Annotated in this window: 15 protein-coding genes; 8 read left to right on the top strand and 7 right to left on the bottom strand. The window is 57.0% G+C overall.

The genetic code is table 11. The annotated features are described in order from the left end of the window. Nucleotides 1–2 precede the first annotated feature (2 nt). The 7 genes from mrdB (at nucleotide 3) to lipA (ending at nucleotide 7,235) form a co-directional block, all read left to right on the top strand. Nucleotides 3–1,115: a peptidoglycan glycosyltransferase MrdB gene (gene mrdB / locus IAE48_RS17705; protein WP_023479966.1), complete on the top strand. Its 1,113-nt coding sequence runs from the start codon at nucleotides 3–5 to the stop codon at nucleotides 1,113–1,115. A gap of 10 nt (nucleotides 1,116–1,125) precedes the next feature. Then, nucleotides 1,126–2,352 (top strand): endolytic peptidoglycan transglycosylase RlpA, encoded by a 1,227-nt coding sequence (gene rlpA, locus IAE48_RS17700; protein WP_200135149.1) that lies wholly within the window; start codon nucleotides 1,126–1,128, stop codon nucleotides 2,350–2,352. A 138-nt stretch (nucleotides 2,353–2,490) separates the two neighbouring features. Beyond that, nucleotides 2,491–3,702, top strand: a complete 1,212-nt coding sequence (gene dacA / locus IAE48_RS17695; protein WP_023479926.1) for a D-alanyl-D-alanine carboxypeptidase DacA — start codon at nucleotides 2,491–2,493, stop codon at nucleotides 3,700–3,702. A 103-nt stretch (nucleotides 3,703–3,805) separates the two neighbouring features. Continuing rightward, entirely contained in the window at nucleotides 3,806–4,069 is a 264-nt protein-coding gene (gene ybeD, locus IAE48_RS17690) for a DUF493 family protein YbeD (protein WP_017455881.1), read from the top strand. An 87-nt stretch (nucleotides 4,070–4,156) separates the two neighbouring features. Continuing rightward, complete coding sequence (gene lipB / locus IAE48_RS17685) at nucleotides 4,157–4,798, top strand: lipoyl(octanoyl) transferase LipB (protein WP_200135148.1); 642 nt, start codon at nucleotides 4,157–4,159, stop codon at nucleotides 4,796–4,798. Nucleotides 4,799–5,105: 307 nt separating this feature from the next. Beyond that, on the top strand, nucleotides 5,106–6,059 hold the full coding sequence (locus IAE48_RS17680; protein WP_094420488.1) for a YbeF family transcriptional regulator: 954 nt from the start codon (nucleotides 5,106–5,108) through the stop codon (nucleotides 6,057–6,059). A 210-nt stretch (nucleotides 6,060–6,269) separates the two neighbouring features. Next, the gene (lipA, locus tag IAE48_RS17675; protein WP_034813118.1) at nucleotides 6,270–7,235 is read left to right on the top strand and encodes a lipoyl synthase; all 966 of its coding nucleotides are present in this window, start codon (nucleotides 6,270–6,272) and stop codon (nucleotides 7,233–7,235) included. 68 nt (nucleotides 7,236–7,303) lie between these two features. On the opposite strand, the gene tatE is transcribed toward lipA, so the two are convergent. Together tatE and IAE48_RS17665 are read right to left on the bottom strand one after the other, a co-directional pair. Further along, a complete protein-coding gene (gene tatE / locus IAE48_RS17670; protein WP_023479962.1) occupies nucleotides 7,304–7,501 on the bottom strand; it encodes a twin-arginine translocase subunit TatE in 198 nt (65 codons plus the stop codon). A gap of 128 nt (nucleotides 7,502–7,629) precedes the next feature. Beyond that, nucleotides 7,630–8,418 carry a deaminated glutathione amidase gene (locus IAE48_RS17665; protein WP_200135171.1) on the bottom strand — a complete coding sequence of 263 codons (789 nt, stop codon included), beginning with the start codon at nucleotides 8,416–8,418 and terminating at the stop codon, nucleotides 7,630–7,632. An 89-nt stretch (nucleotides 8,419–8,507) separates the two neighbouring features. Here IAE48_RS17665 and crcB point away from each other — a divergent pair, with 89 nt between their 5' ends. Beyond that, nucleotides 8,508–8,891, top strand: coding sequence for a fluoride efflux transporter CrcB (gene crcB, locus IAE48_RS17660; RefSeq protein ID WP_054804124.1), 384 nt, complete (start codon nucleotides 8,508–8,510; stop codon nucleotides 8,889–8,891). Nucleotides 8,892–8,947: 56 nt separating this feature from the next. On the opposite strand, the gene cspE is transcribed toward crcB, so the two are convergent. From cspE to IAE48_RS17635, 5 genes are all read right to left on the bottom strand, one after another. Further along, complete coding sequence (cspE, locus tag IAE48_RS17655; protein WP_007373839.1) at nucleotides 8,948–9,157, bottom strand: transcription antiterminator/RNA stability regulator CspE; 210 nt, start codon at nucleotides 9,155–9,157, stop codon at nucleotides 8,948–8,950. A gap of 189 nt (nucleotides 9,158–9,346) precedes the next feature. Continuing rightward, nucleotides 9,347–9,910 carry a lipid IV(A) palmitoyltransferase PagP gene (gene pagP, locus IAE48_RS17650; RefSeq protein ID WP_076769543.1) on the bottom strand — a complete coding sequence of 188 codons (564 nt, stop codon included), beginning with the start codon at nucleotides 9,908–9,910 and terminating at the stop codon, nucleotides 9,347–9,349. A 170-nt stretch (nucleotides 9,911–10,080) separates the two neighbouring features. Beyond that, nucleotides 10,081–13,200, bottom strand: a complete 3,120-nt coding sequence (locus IAE48_RS17645) for an efflux RND transporter permease subunit (RefSeq protein ID WP_200135147.1) — start codon at nucleotides 13,198–13,200, stop codon at nucleotides 10,081–10,083. Then, nucleotides 13,197–14,636: an efflux RND transporter periplasmic adaptor subunit gene (locus tag IAE48_RS17640; RefSeq protein WP_200135170.1), complete on the bottom strand. Its 1,440-nt coding sequence runs from the start codon at nucleotides 14,634–14,636 to the stop codon at nucleotides 13,197–13,199. The genes IAE48_RS17645 and IAE48_RS17640 overlap by 4 nt, the downstream gene beginning before the upstream one ends. Then, complete coding sequence (locus IAE48_RS17635) at nucleotides 14,636–15,889, bottom strand: TolC family protein (protein ID WP_200135146.1); 1,254 nt, start codon at nucleotides 15,887–15,889, stop codon at nucleotides 14,636–14,638. The genes IAE48_RS17640 and IAE48_RS17635 overlap by 1 nt, the downstream gene beginning before the upstream one ends.

The following is a 15,889-nucleotide window of genomic DNA, read 5'->3' as shown; positions in this document are numbered from 1 at the left end:
TCATGACGGATAATCCGAACAAAAAATCGTTCTGGGATAAGATCCATCTCGACCCAGCGCTGCTGCTGATCATTCTCGCGCTGCTGTTTTACAGCGCGATCGTTATCTGGAGCGCCAGCGGCCAGGATATCGGCATGACCGAACGTAAAATCGGCCAAATCGCTATGGGGCTGGTGGTCATGGTCGTGCTGGCGCAGGTGCCGCCGCGCGTCTATGAAGGCTGGGCACCATATCTCTATGTCTTCTGCGTTATCCTGCTGATTGCGGTTGACGCCTTCGGCGCTATCTCCAAAGGCGCGCAGCGCTGGCTCGATCTCGGCGTGGTGCGTTTTCAGCCCTCGGAGATTGCCAAAATCGCCGTACCGCTGATGGTGGCGCGCTTTATCAACCGCGATGTCTGCCCGCCATCGCTGAAAAATACCGGCATTGCGCTGGTGCTGATCTTCGTCCCTACCCTGCTGGTGGCGGCGCAGCCGGATCTCGGCACCTCGATTCTGGTGGTGCTCTCCGGGCTGTTTGTGCTGTTCCTCTCCGGCCTGAGCTGGCGGCTAATCGGCATTGCCGCGCTGCTTGTCGCCGCCTTTATTCCGATAATGTGGTTCTTCCTGATGCATGATTATCAGCGCCAGCGCGTGATGATGCTGCTCGATCCGGAAACCGATCCGCTCGGCGCGGGCTACCATATTATTCAGTCGAAAATCGCCATTGGTTCCGGCGGCCTCAGCGGCAAAGGTTGGCTGCACGGCACCCAGTCACAGCTGGAGTTTCTGCCGGAGCGCCACACGGACTTTATCTTCGCCGTACTGGCGGAGGAGCTGGGCCTGGTAGGAATATTGATCCTGCTGGCGCTCTACCTGCTGTTGATTATGCGCGGGCTGTGGATCGCCGCGCGGGCGCAAACCACCTTCGGCCGGGTGATGGCTGGCGGTTTGATGCTGATTCTGTTCGTATATGTGTTCGTAAATATTGGTATGGTAAGCGGTATCTTGCCGGTGGTAGGCGTTCCGCTGCCGCTGATCAGTTACGGGGGTTCCGCCCTCATCGTACTCATGGCCGGGTTTGGTATCGTGATGTCGATCCATACCCACAGAAAAATGTTGTCCAAGAACGTTTAAGAGGTGCGCAATGCATAAGCTTTGGCCTGGGATCTGTATAGCAGCAGGATTACTGGCGGCCTGTACGAGTAATGATAATCAGCAGCAGACGATGGTTGCGCCACAGCCTGCGGTCTGCAACGGCCCGGTGGTGGAGATCAGCGGCGCTGAGCCGCGCTATGAAACACCTAACGCCACGGCGAATCAGGATTATGAGCGCGACGGTAAACGCTACACCATCGTGCAGGATCCCTCCCGCTTCAGCCAGGCGGGCTTTGCCGCCATCTATGACGCCGAGCCGGGCAGCAACCTGACCGCCTCCGGTGAAGCGTTCGATCCGATGCAGCTTACTGCCGCGCACCCGACGCTGCCAATTCCGAGCTATGCGCGTATCACCAACCTGGCGAACGGCCGCATGATTGTGGTGCGCATCAACGACCGTGGTCCTTACGGCAGCGATCGCGTTATCTCGCTGTCGCGCGCCTCTGCCGATCGCCTGAACACCTCGAATAACACCAAAGTGCGCATCGATCCGATTATTGTCGCGCAGGATGGCTCGCTCTCTGGCCCGGGGATGGCCTGTACCAAAGTGGCGCAGCAGACCTACGCCCTGCCCGCGCGCCCGGATTTGAGCGGGGGCGGCATGAGCGCTGCGCCGCAGCCGAACGAAGCCCAGCCGATGCAGCCGATTGCCGCACAGCCAGCGGAAACGCAGGCTAACGTGCAGCCGATCAGTAACGATACGCTGAAAAGCGATGATGCGACCGGTGCCCCGGTGCGCAGCGGCGGTTTCCTCGGCGCGCAAACGCCGCTCGCCTCTGGCGTGCTGGAGAGCAGCGAGGCCGCGCAGCCCGCAATGAACACCACCACCCAGCCTGCTGCCGCTACGCCGGTGAACCAGACAGAGCCGGTTACACAGACGGCTGCGCCTGCAACGCGTAACTCCCCGGTGACGGCACCTGGTTCGGTGCAGGGCACCGTTCACAGCGCGGCACCGGCTGCCAGTGCGCCTGCCGCCGCCGCAGCGGCCAGCGGAAGCTATGTGGTGCAGGTTGGCGCAGTAAGCGATCAGACCCGCGCGCAGCAGTATCAGCAGCGCCTGGCGCAGCAGTTCTCCGTGCCGGGCCGCGTGACGCAGAATGGTGCGGTGTGGCGTATCCAGTTAGGGCCGTTCAGCAATAAGTCTGAGGCCAGCGCACTGCAGCAGCGTCTGCAGAGCGAAGCGCAGTTACAATCTTTTGTAACCCGCGCCCAGTAGTCAGGAAAGGTGTCTGAGTTTGTCAATTTGTGTAAGTATGATTCACACTCTCACGCGCAAAGTCAGATGCCTGCCGGTATAGCTTTTGCTATAGTAAGGCACTTTTTTTAACTCCATCACGGATGTCGTTGTTCGACCATGAAGACCACTTTTTCCGCTCGTTTCGTGCAGCGCCTGGCGCTCACCACGGCGCTGACCGCAGCTGCCCTCTCCGCTGCGCATGCCGATGACCTGAACATTAAAACCATGATCCCAGGCGTTCCGCAGATCGATGCGGAGTCCTATATCCTGATCGATTACAACTCCGGCAAAGTGCTGGCGGAACAGAACGCCGATGCGCGTCGCGATCCGGCAAGCCTGACCAAAATGATGACCAGCTACGTTATCGGTCAGGCAATGAAAGCGGGTAAGTTCAAAGAGAGCGATGTGGTGACCATCGGTAATGACGCCTGGGCAACCGGCAACCCGGTGTTCCGCGGCTCCTCGCTGATGTTCCTGAAACCTGGCATGCAGGTGCCGGTTTCCCAGCTTATCCGTGGTATCAACCTGCAATCGGGTAATGACGCCTGCGTGGCAATGGCCGACTACGTCGCCGGCAGCCAGGACGCATTCGTTGGCCTGATGAACAGCTACGTTAACGCGCTGGGCCTGAAAAACAGCCACTTCCAGACCGTGCACGGCCTGGACGCTGAAGGTCAGTACAGCTCCGCCCGTGATATGGCGCTGATTGGCCAGGCGCTGATCCGCGATGTGCCGAACGAATACTCCATCTACAAAGAGAAAGAGTTCACCTTCAACGGCATCCGCCAGACCAACCGTAACGGTCTGCTGTGGGATAACAGCCTGAACGTTGACGGCATCAAAACCGGTCACACCGATCGCGCCGGGTACAACCTGGTGGCCTCGGCAACCGAAGGCCAGATGCGTTTGATCTCCGCCGTGATGGGTGGACGTACCTTTAAAGGGCGTGAAACCGAGAGCAAGAAACTGCTCACCTGGGGCTTCCGCTTCTTCGAAACCGTCAGCCCGCTGAAAGCCGGGAAAGAGTTCGCCTCTGAGCCAGCCTGGTTTGGTGACAGCGATCGCGCCTCGCTGGGCGTGGATAAAGATGTCTACCTGACCATTCCGCGCGGTCGTATGAAAGACCTGAAAGCGAGCTATGTGCTGAACAGCAGCGAGCTGCACGCGCCGTTGCAGAAAAACCAGGTGGTCGGCAGCATCAACTTCCAGCTTGATGGCAAAACCATCGAACAGCGTCCGCTGGTGGTGCTGCAGGAGATCCCGGAAGGTAACTTCTTCGGCAAAATCATTGATTACATTAAATTGATGTTCCACCACTGGTTTGGCTAAAGATTGCGCACTTGAAAGTGTGATCTCTGCCCCCATATACTGAACATCTCAAAAAACTCCTGCCCCTTCGGCAGGAGTTGTTATTTTTTACGCCGGAGCTGACATGAAAACCAATCTTAAAGAACTGCTTGAATTCCCGACACCTTTTACTTACAAAGTGATGGGTCTGGCGAAGCCTGAGCTGGTTGATCTGGTGGTTGAAGTGGTACAGCGCCATGCGCCAGGTGATTACTCTCCGCAGGTAAAACCGAGCAGCAAAGGCAACTACCACTCGGTCTCAATTACCATCAACGCGACGCATATTGAACAAGTTGAAACGCTGTACGAAGAGCTTGGCAATATCGAAATTGTTCGTATGGTGCTGTAAAAGTTAGTGACGTTACCCGGAGCCATTCGGGTAACGTTTTCGCTGTGATATACTCCCCGCACTCTTTTCTCCGCCGGAGATGCCGTTTTGTCTCAGGACACCATTCTTATCCGCAATCTTGGTTTACAGCCCTACGCGCCTGTTTCTCAGGAGATGCACGACTTCACCGATCGCCGCGATGACGACACCCCCGATGAGATCTGGCTGGTGGAACACCCGCCTGTTTTTACCCAGGGCCAGGCCGGTAAAGCCGAACACGTGCTCGCCGCGGGCGATATTCCGGTCATTCAGAGCGATCGCGGTGGCCAGGTGACCTACCACGGGCCGGGTCAGCAGGTTATTTATGTGTTGATTAACCTCAAGCGCCGGAAAATTGGCGTGCGTGAGCTGGTCACGCTGCTGGAAAACACGGTGATCAATACCCTGGCGCAGCTCGATATTGTGGCGAATGCACGGCCGGATGCGCCGGGCGTCTATGTCGATGGCAAGAAGATCTGCTCGCTCGGTTTACGCATCCGCAAAGGCTGCTCATTCCATGGTCTGGCGCTGAATATTGATATGGACCTCGCACCGTTTATGCGCATCAACCCGTGCGGTTATGCCGGGATGGAAATGACCCAGGTCAGCAAACTTGTTGAAAACGCGAACATGGATAAAATAAGGACGATTCTTATCCAGCACTTTTTAGCGTTACTAAACAATCCGCCTCATCAATATATGAGCGCTTAATGTATGATGTATGATGGCCCGCAATTTGTGCGGGTCGTTATTTATTTGCCCTGTTAACGCTTTACAATAGAAGCCATATTCTCTATTTTCAACCTGCCTGCCCTCTCTGGCTAATATGCGTTACCATGCTTCGCCAGACTTCTTACATATGCTTCAGGCCAATTGTTTTCCGACTGCATTGCCCGGCATCGTGATGAAAAAATCTACGTAATGATGAGACGAGACAGGACGTTAACTCAGTTTGCTGATGAACAAAAAAAACAAATTCAACTATCATTCATATTGCGAATGAAAACGGAGCACAAGCGTGGATAATAAGAGCCTGCCGGAAAAGCGAATAACAGTGCGTCCCCAGGATGATAAGCCGCAAGTCTTCCGAACCCTGCGCAATATTGATCTCAATTTATTGACCATTTTTGAGGCGGTATATGTGCATAAAGGGATCGTTAACGCCGCGAAAGTGCTGAACCTAACGCCATCCGCTATTAGCCAGTCAATCCAAAAATTGCGTTCAATATTTCCCGATCCGCTTTTCATTCGCAAAGGTCAGGGCGTGACGCCGACCGCTTATGCAGCCCATCTGCATGAATATATCAGCCAGGGGCTGGAGTCGATTCTCGGCGCGCTCGATTTAACCGGCAGCTACGATAAGCAGCGCACGATAACGGTGGGTACCACGCCCTCTATTGGCGCGCTGGTGATCCCGGTGGTCTTTCAGGCGATCAAAGAGAGCGCCCCGCATCTGATGATGCGCAACATCCCGATAAGCGATGCTGAAAGTCAGCTCAGCCAGTTCCAGACCGATCTGATTATCGATACCCATATCGCCAGTTCGCGCACCATCAATCACCACGTACTCTTTTCTGACCGCCTCATGCTGGTGTGCCGCAAAGATCACCCTTGCCTGAACGAACCGATTAATGAGCTGGCGTTGCAGAAGTATGAGCACACGCTGTTGATGCTTGAGGGGCAAAACCTGAGCGCGCTGCGCCAGCGGATGCAGGATCTCTTCCCTGAACGCCAGGTCTCGTTTAGCAGTTACAATATGTTCACAATTGCCGCACTGATTGGTAACAGCGATCTGCTCGGTCTGATGCCGTGCCGTTTATATGAACTTTTCCGCCACTGCTGGCCGCTGGTCGAGATCCCCTTCCCGCCGGTCAACAATGAGCGCCTGGATATTTCGCTTTACTACAACAAGTTAAGCCTGCGCGACCCGGTGCTGGAGAGCGTGGTAGATGTGATCAGACGGGCGTTTTAACGCCCGCTGGTACCAGGAAAAGTGATAAATGGCCTGCGGGCCTTTAGCACAAAACAACAACTATTTCACAATTTGGCAGTCCGTCAGGCTGCTTTATCCCCGCCAGAGATGGTATACTGCGCCTACGTTAATTCAAAAATAGTTGATAAATACAACTTCTCCTTGAATTGAAATGCCTTCTTCGTCACCCGCAACTGGAACACGCACGCTATGAGTAAACCCATTGTGATGGAACGCGGTGTAAAGTATCGCGACGCCGATAAAATGGCGCTTATCCCGGTAAAAAACGTGGCAACAGAGCGTGAAGCCCTGTTAAGAAAACCGGAATGGATGAAAATCAAACTCCCGGCCGACTCCTCCCGTATCCAGGGTATCAAAGCTGCCATGCGCAAAAACGGGCTGCACTCTGTTTGCGAAGAGGCTTCCTGCCCGAACCTCGCTGAGTGTTTCAACCACGGTACCGCCACGTTTATGATCCTTGGCGCCATCTGTACTCGTCGCTGCCCGTTCTGCGATGTGGCGCATGGCCGTCCTGTTGCGCCGGATGCCAACGAACCGCTGAAGCTCGCGCAGACTATCGCCGATATGGCGCTGCGTTATGTGGTGATCACCTCCGTTGACCGTGACGATCTGCGCGACGGTGGCGCCCAGCACTTTGCTGACTGCATCACTGCGATTCGTGAGAAGAGCCCGACGATCAAAATCGAAACCCTGGTGCCGGATTTCCGCGGCCGTATGGATCGCGCGCTTGATATCCTCACCGCCACGCCGCCGGACGTTTTCAACCACAACCTGGAAAACGTACCGCGTATCTACCGCCAGGTGCGTCCTGGTGCGGATTACAACTGGTCGCTGAAACTGCTGGAGCGTTTTAAAGAAGCGCACCCGGAGATCCCGACAAAATCGGGCCTGATGGTCGGTTTAGGCGAAACCAATGCGGAAATCATTGAAGTGATGCGCGATCTGCGTCGCCATGGCGTGACCATGCTGACGCTGGGCCAGTATCTGCAACCGAGCCGTCATCACCTGCCGGTGCAGCGCTACGTCAGCCCGGATGAGTTTGAAGAGATGAAAGAGGAAGCGCTGGCGATGGGCTTTACCCATGCCGCTTGCGGTCCGTTTGTCCGCTCCTCCTACCATGCAGATTTGCAGGCCAAAGGGATGGAAGTGAAGTAACACTTACTTACACTCAAAACAGAAAAACCGGCTGATAGCCGGTTTTTTTTTCGCCTGTCGTGGCGCGATTACTCTTTGTGAGAGAGTTTCTCTGCTGTGACAACGTCTGCGTCTTTCTTCGCGGCATCATCATCGTTCATGGCTTTTTTGAAGCCCTTGATCGCTGCACCAAGATCGCCACCCAGAGTACGCAGTTTCTTGGTCCCAAACAGCAGAACCACTAACGCGGCCACGACCAGCAGTTTAGTAATACTAATCTCACCCATAGATACCTTCTTTCATAAAACAGGCTGTAAAAAGCACCGTTGATAACCTGACACCATTAACGGTCATTCAGTGCGCGCACACAATAGCAATCTGTAACGAGATGAATCAAGCACTGATTAAAAAAACATCACAACAATTGAGGATGCGCAAAAAGGCGGTTACGCAAAACAGGAAGTTTTTCCCGCGTTTGCGCCACGCGCTCAGCCGTCACATCGGCAAAAATTAACTGCGCCTCCTCGGCTGCCGCGGCAAGCGTAACACCTTGCGGATCGACGATCCGGCTTTGGCCAATATTCTTGTTGCCGCACTCGCCGGCAGCCACCACATAACAGGTGGTATCCAGCGCCCGCGCGGCAAGCAGCGTCGCCCAGTGCATCTCTTTTAGCGGCCCGCGTACCCACGCAGCGGGCAGCACCAGCAGTTCAGCACCCTGTAACGCCAGCGATAATGCCAGCTCAGGGAAACGCAGATCGTAACAGGTCATCAAACCCACCTGCATGCCCTCCACCTCAATCAGCGGTGGCAATGTGTTTCCGGCGTCGACCCGTGCGGACTCCTGCATGCTGAACGCATCATAAAGATGCAGCTTGGCATACTGCGCGATGATCTCCCCACCGCGCAATACCACCAGCGTATTAACCGCCCTGTCCGCTGTCGACGGAACGTGGATGGTCAGCACAGTGGTCATGGTATTACGTCGGCTCTCTTCGCAAAGCAGGCTCAGAAAGCCCTCATCAAGCCGCTGTGCGGATTTCACCGACATATGCGGGTCATTATCATCCCGCGCCAGTAATGCCTCTGGCAGCACCAGCAGCGAGACCTGTTGACGCGCGGCCTGTGCCATTAAGGATACACACGTACGGGCGTTAGTTTGCCACACGGGTGTGACAGCAAATTGTCCGGCAGCAACAATCATCACGTTTCTCCTTACAGTATTGCCATAGCCAGTTTCCGGCCACGACGGTAAACTCGGCACATTCACTTATCAGATAGCAGGATAGCTCAGTGTTACAACTCCTTTTAGCGGTATTTATTGGCGGCGGCACGGGCAGCGTGGCGCGCTGGATGTTAAGTATGAAGCTTAACCCGGTTCATCAAATCATTCCGCTTGGTACGCTGACGGCGAACTTAATTGGCGCATTTATTATTGGCGCCGGGCTGGCGTGGTTTAACCGTATGACGCATATCGATCCGGTGTGGAAAGTGCTGATAACCACCGGGTTTTGCGGCGGGTTGACGACCTTCTCCACCTTTTCGGCGGAAGTGGTGTTTTTACTGCAGGAAGGGCGCGCAGGCTGGGCGCTGCTGAATGTCGCCGTTAACCTGTTGGGATCGTTTGCCATGACCGCACTGGCGTTCTGGCTCCTCTCAACCGCTAACGCAAACTGAAGGCAATAAAAAACCCGCCTTTCGGCGGGTTTTGGAATTCTTGCTGTACGCGCTGATTAAACAGGCATTACGTTAGCAGCAGATGGGCCTTTGGCACCGTTAGTGATTTCAAACTCAACGCGCTGACCTTCGGCCAGGGTTTTGAAACCATTGCTCTGGATTGCAGAGAAGTGTACGAACACATCTTTGCTGCCATCTTCCGGAGTAATGAAACCGAATCCTTTGGATTCATTAAACCACTTAACGTTACCTTTAATCTTAGACATCAAAATTACCTTTACATGAAAAAACGACACAAATGCTGTGTCGGGTATCAGTACAACAATTGTCGCGAGTTTTGTCCAGTCGTTATTCGCGAAAAAGTGATAAATGTCGCGAACTTTTTTCCAGCGCCGCATTATTCCGCGTTTTTCGCGCTGTTTACTCTTTGTTCACTATAACCACTGATGCGGCGATCAAAACTGAAAGCGCATCCACGCGAAGTAAACGTTACCGTTGTTGTAAGTGCCGGGAATGTAGGTCATCTGGAACGTCGCCGGTCCATAGCCAATGGAGGCCAGTGGCAGCAGCACCGGAATCGGGATGTATTTCCAGTTATCGCGCGCGGTGACACCCGCAGTGTAACCAAGACCCAGATGGAAATTCTCATCCGCCAGCGGGCGCCAGGTCTTTTCCCAGCCGTAGCCGCCAATTGGCTCCCACTTGTTAAAGGAGTCTTTGAACGCCATCAGGTAGAGCCCGTGCCAGTTCCCTTTCTCATCCCAGCGATCCTGACCAAAGCCTGCGCCCCACGGACGCTCGTTATAGCGATCGGTTTTGTCCTTGTCATAGGCAAAACGCGCATGCCAGGTGATGGCAGGCACATAGAGATCGTAGTTATCCGGCTGCTGCCACGTTTGCTTAACGTTGTCAGCGAAAACGGTGTACCAGGGTTTGTCTGCTGCGTGAAGTGTTGGAATCAGTAAAATCTGTAAACACAAAAAGACAGCGAAATATTTAAATTTTTTATAAACAGCCACAACAAATTTTCCATATAACAAATCAACTTCTATTTTCCGACACCTTACCTTAATAGTTCCTTAACGAAATTAGCGTTATTCTTAAAGCTGCCAGGAAGAGTCCCATTTCCTGACTGGTTACAAAACTTAATAAAGTATCAAGTGCCCCGTTGCCGGGGCGCTTATTAAGGTCAGCGCTTTTGATGCAGCAGATAATAGAGCGCCGGAATCACCAGCATTGATAGCAGCGGAGCGGTGACCATCCCGCCGATCATCGGTGCCGCGATACGGCTCATCACCTCTGCGCCGCTGCCGCCGCCCCACATGATAGGCAGCAGCCCGGCCATAATGGTCGCCACCGTCATCACTTTCGGGCGCACGCGTAAAACCGCCCCCTCATGTATTGCGAGAAGCAGTCGTTTATTAGGTTCATCGGATTCAGAGATGCGATATTTCTCAAGCGCATGATTGAGATAGAGCACCATAATAACCCCGAACTCTGCGGCTACACCGGCCAGCGCAATAAAACCGACAGCTCCAGCCACCGATAAGTTATATCCCAGTAGCCAGAGCAACCAGACGCCGCCTATTAATGCGAAGGGCAATGTCCCCATAATTAACAGGACATCAGATACCCGTTTGAAGGTAATAAACAGCAGAACAAAGATAATCATCAGCGTCACCGGCAGGACAATTTTCAACTTCGCCGTCGCGCGTTCTAGATACTCAAACTGCCCGGACCAGCTGAGCGTAACGCCCTGCGGCAGCTTCACCTGCTGCGCCACCCGCTGCTGCATCTCCTCCACCGCCGACTTCAAATCACGCCCACGCAGATCGACGTAGATCCAGTTCGACAAGCGCGCATTTTCGCTCTTCAGCATCGGCGGCCCTTCGGTAATAACCACTTCTGCCAGATCGCCGAGCGCAATCTGGCTGCCGCTGGCGGTGATCACCGGTAGCGCGCGCAGATCGTCGACGTTCGCCCGAAGATCCCGCGGGTAACGCACATTGATGGGGAACCGCTCGCGCCCCTGTAACACCTCGCCAATCTTCTCGCCGCCCACCAGGGTTGAAACCAGCGCCTGTAACTCCTGCACCGAGACGCCATAACGCGCGGCCTGCTGGCGATTAATGTTGATATCAACATAGCGCCCGCCCGCCAGCCGCTCCGCCAGCGCGGAGGTGACGCCCGGCACGCTTTTCACCACCTGCTCAATCTGCTGCGCCACGCGCTCAATATCGGCAATGTTATTGCCGTTCACCTTAATCCCTACCGGGCTCTTAATGCCGGTCGCCAGCATGTCGAGGCGGTTACGGATCGGCGGCACCCAGACATTGGCGATGCCCGGTACGCTGACGGTTTTATCCAGCTCATCGATCAGTTTTTCCGGCGTCATGCCGGGCCGCCACTGCGCGCGCGGTTTAAAGCGAATGGTAGTTTCCAGCATGGTCAACGGTGCAGGATCGGTCGCGCTCTCCGCCCTGCCCGCCTTACCAAACACGCTCTCCACCTCCGGCACGCTTTTGATCAAACGGTCCGTTTGTTGCAGCAAGCGCCCCGCTTCGCGGGCGGAAATGCCCGGCAGCGTCGAGGGCATATAGAGCAGATCGCCCTCATCCAGCGGCGGCATAAATTCACTGCCAAGGCGGCTGAGCGGCCAGGCGGTCGCCAGCAACAGCAGCAGGGCGATGGCGAGCGTTGCTTTCGGCCACGCCAGCACCTTATCGAGCAGCGGTTCATACAGTCGGATCAGCACGCGGTTAATCGGGTTGGCCTTCTCATCAGGGATCTTGCCGCGAATAAACAGCGCCATCAGCACTGGCACCAGCGTAATGCCCAGCCCGGCGGCGACAGCCATCGCCCAGCTTTTGGTGAACGCCAGCGGCGAGAACATCCGCCCCTCCTGCGCCTCCAGCGAGAAGACAGGAATAAACGACAGCGTGATGATAAGCAGGCTGCAAAAGAGCGCCGGGCCGACCTCCACCGCCGCCTGCTCGGAGAAGCGCCAGTAATCGCCCCGCTCCGGCAAACGGCCAGGGTTATCGTGCCGCCACTGCTCCATCACTTTGTGCATGTTCTCAATCATCACAATCGCCGCATCGACCATCGCGCCGATGGCAATCGCGATGCCGCCCAGCGACATGATATTGGCGTTAATCCCCTGATAGTGCATGACGATAAACGCGCCGAGAATGCCCAGCGGCAGCGAGACAATCGCCACCAGCGCCGAGCGAAAGTGGAACAGGAACAGCGTGCAGACCAGCGCGACAACGATAAACTCTTCAATCAATTTATGGGTCAGCGTGCCGACGGCGCTCTCAATCAGCGTCGAGCGGTCGTAAACCGGCACAATCTCCACTCCGGCAGGCAGCGTTTTTTGTATCTCAGCAAGCTTCGCTTTGACCGCCTGAATGGTTTGTAGCGCATTCTTGCCGTAGCGCATAACAATCACGCCGCCCGCCACTTCGCCTTCACCGTTATACTCCGCCACGCCCCGGCGCAACTCTGGCCCGAGACGTACGGTCGCGATATCGGAAAGCATCACCGGCACGCCGTCGCGGCTGGCGATCACCGTCTGGCGAAAATCCTCCGGCTGGCGTAAGTAGCCGCTGGTGCGCAGCATAAACTCCGCTTCGCCCATCTCCAGCAGCGCGCCGCCGCTCTCCTGATTTGCCGCCTGCACCGCGCTTACTAACTGCTGATGGGTGATATTGAGCGCGCGCATCTTTTGCGGGTCCGGCACAATCTGGTACTGGCGCACCATGCCGCCGACGCTGGCGACCTCGGCAACGTTGGATACAGTTTTCAGCTCAAACTTCAGCGTCCAGTCCTGCAAGGCGCGCAGATCGGCGAGGTTATGCTGACCGCTGCGATCCACCAGCGCATACTCATAGATCCAGCCGACGCCAGTGGCATCCGGCCCAAGGCCCACCTCCACCCCGGCGGGCAGCGATGCCTGAATCTGGCTCAGGCTCTCCAGCACCCGCGAGCGCGCCCAGTAGAGGTCGGTGTTGTCGTCAAACAGCACATAGACATAGGCATCGCCAAACATCGAGTAGCCGCGCACGGTTTTTGCCCCCGGCACCGAGAGCATGGCGGTGGTGAGCGGATAGGTCACCTGATCCTCAATCAGTTGCGGCGCCTTGCCCGCATAGCTGGCGCGAATAATCACCTGCACATCCGAGAGATCGGGAAGCGCATCAAGCGGCGCGCGCTGCAACGACCAGATGCCCCAGCCGGTGAGGACAAGCGCCGCCAGCAGAACCAGCAGGCGGTTGCGTAATGAGGCGCGAATCACGGCAGCAATCATTTCGTCGCCTCCGGCATCAGATGGGTAATGACCGCGCCCGCTTCGTCATCCAGCGTGAAGCTGAACATCACCTTATCGCCCACTTTCACCTGCGGATCGGGTTCTTTGAGCACAAAGTCCATCGTCATCGCTCCCCAGTTCAGTTCGGGGATCGGTTGATGGCTGAGGGTGATGGTCCCGGTATCAAGCGCCTGCACCACGCCAGTGCTTCGGTATTCCGGCGTTTTTTTGACGACGGGCGATGGCTCTGGCAAGGCGCTGCGCAGGCTCGCTTCGGAGTCAATCAGGAACTGCCCAGAAGTGACCACCTCATCGCCCTCCTGCAACCCGGAGAGGATCTCCCGCCAACCCTGCGCGCGCCGTCCGGCCGACACATTCACCGCGCGGAAATGGCCCTCGCCGGTTGCCAGCAGCACGCGGCTGGCGCGCCCGCTTTCGATTAACGCCTCTTCCGGGATTGCCAGCACCGCAGGCTGCTGTGCTCCTTCCGGCTGGGTGACGGTAAGAAACATGCCGGGTTTCAGCTTCTGCTGCGGGTTCTCCAGCACGATGCGCGCTTGCAGCGTGCGCGTGGCGCTGGCGAGCTGCGGCAACAGTTCGCTGACGCGACCGTGGAATCGCTCGCCCGGCCAGCTTTCGCTGGTCGCTTCCACTTCGCTGCCAACCGTCAGCGCCTGCGCCTGGCTTTGCGGATAATCGACCAGCAGCCAGACCGGATCGAGGCTCGCCAGTTCAAACAGCGTTTGCGTGGCGATGACCTGCGCCCCTTCCCGGGTATCGAGTTTAGTGACATAGCCGTCGCGCGCGGCGCGAATAATCAGCCGGGTCTGCGCTTTGGCACTGCGCTCCACCGCGCGAATCACCTCTTGCGGCATAAACTGCAACGCCAGCCGTTCGCGGGCGGCGCGCGTCAGTTCGCTGTCGCCGAGTTGGCGCACCGCCAGATACTCCTGCTGCGCACTGGTCCACTGCGGGATCCAGAGCTGCGCCAGCGCCTCGCCCTTTTTCACCCACTGCTGCGGCGCACGGACAAAGAGTTTCTCCACTACGCCCGCCGCCGGTGACGGCACGATCTGCATCGCACGCTCATCAGTAGTCACGCTGGCAAACGCGCTGAAAGCGCTGGCGAGCGGCCGTTTCTCCACCCTGGCGGTGGTCATGCCAAGGTTTTGCTGCTGTTGGGCGCTGATGCGCACGCCACCGTCAACGGGTGCATCATCGGCATATTTCGCCACCAGCGGCATATCCATAAAGGGCGATTTGCCCGGCTTATCGAAGCGCTGATCCGGCACCATCGGGTCGTACCAGTAGAGCACTTTACGCGCCTGCGACGGCTGGCTGCTTTCAGCGGGTACGCTCTGGTGGCGACCCGCAAGGTAACCGGCACTGGCAGCTACGCAGGCGGCAACCGCCACGGCTAACAGAGTTCGTTTCATCACATCACCTCCTGCGGGATAAGCCAGCGGATCGCTGTCCACTGCTGCGCCATCGTTTTTTCGGCCTGATTGAGCGCCAGTTCACCGTCGAGCACGCTGCGGCGCGCCTCAAGCAGCGCCGGGAGATCGGACTGCCCGGCGCGATACTGGGCCGCTAACAGCGCGGCACGGCTGCGCAAAAGCGGCAGCACGTCATCCCGCTGGCGCTGCCAGAGGGCTTGCGCGGCGTTGTACTGGGCAATCAGGGTGTGAAGCCCGGCGAGATGCTCACGCTCGGCGAGCGCCAGTTGGTCATTGGCCTGCATGGTGCGGGAGACGTCAGCGGCGTGATCTTTATCCTGGCGGCGGGACTGAAACAGCGGCAGGTCGACGGTAAACATCACCCCGGCCATATCTTCATACCCCTCGGCACGCCGCCCATACCACACCTCCACCTCGACATCGGGGAGTGCGGCAATCGCCGACTCCGCCGAGCGGGCTTTGGCGCTGTTGGCAACACTTGCGGCAGCCAGCATGTCGGGATGCTGGCGAATCGCCTCCTCCAGCGTTTTCTCATCGGCGGGCAGACGCTGATAGCGGGGAAGCTCGCCGCTGACAGCGGTGATCGGCTGCCCGGTCAACTGTATCAGCCGGGTCTGCGCCAGTTGCACATCCCGCTCGGCAAGAGTGACTTTATCGCGCATCGCGCTCAGGCCGATTTGAAAGGCGAGCACGCTGTCCGGCAGGGCCTTACCCGTGCCAACGCTGGCGCGTTGCGCGCCCTGCTGACGCGCGGTTTCCGCCACTAATTGCCGGGCGGTGTGCAGCGCCCGCTGCGAGAGCGCCAGCTCAAGCCACGCCTGGGCGGTATCGCGCTGGAGCGCCGCGCGCACCACATGGGATTTGGCCTCGACGCTGCGCGCTTCGGCCAGCAAGGTGTCGGCCTTGCGATCGCGTTTTTCCGCGCTGACATACTGCTGCATCACGCCAATGCGCTGCATGGTCATGCCTTCGCGGGTCAAACGGCGGTCGTTATTGCCCTGTACCGGCACATTCTCAATGCCAAATTTGAGTTTGGGGTCGGGCAACTGGCGGGCGGAATCCGCCATCGCATCCAGCGCCCGGGCTTCGTTACGGTTAGCAGAAAGTTCAGCAGAGTAGCGCTCTGCGGCGGCCAAGGTTTGCGTCAGCGTTAACGGCTCCGCCTGCGCGGCGGAGCAGATAAGCGCAAGGCAAACCCCGCCGAGCCGCAGGCTCAGCGAGTATCGTTTCAT

It is taken from the genome of Kosakonia sp. S57, assembly GCF_016516575.1.
GTDB lineage: Bacteria > Pseudomonadota > Gammaproteobacteria > Enterobacterales > Enterobacteriaceae > Kosakonia > Kosakonia cowanii.
This window is presented reverse-complemented; position numbering and strand designations above follow the sequence as displayed.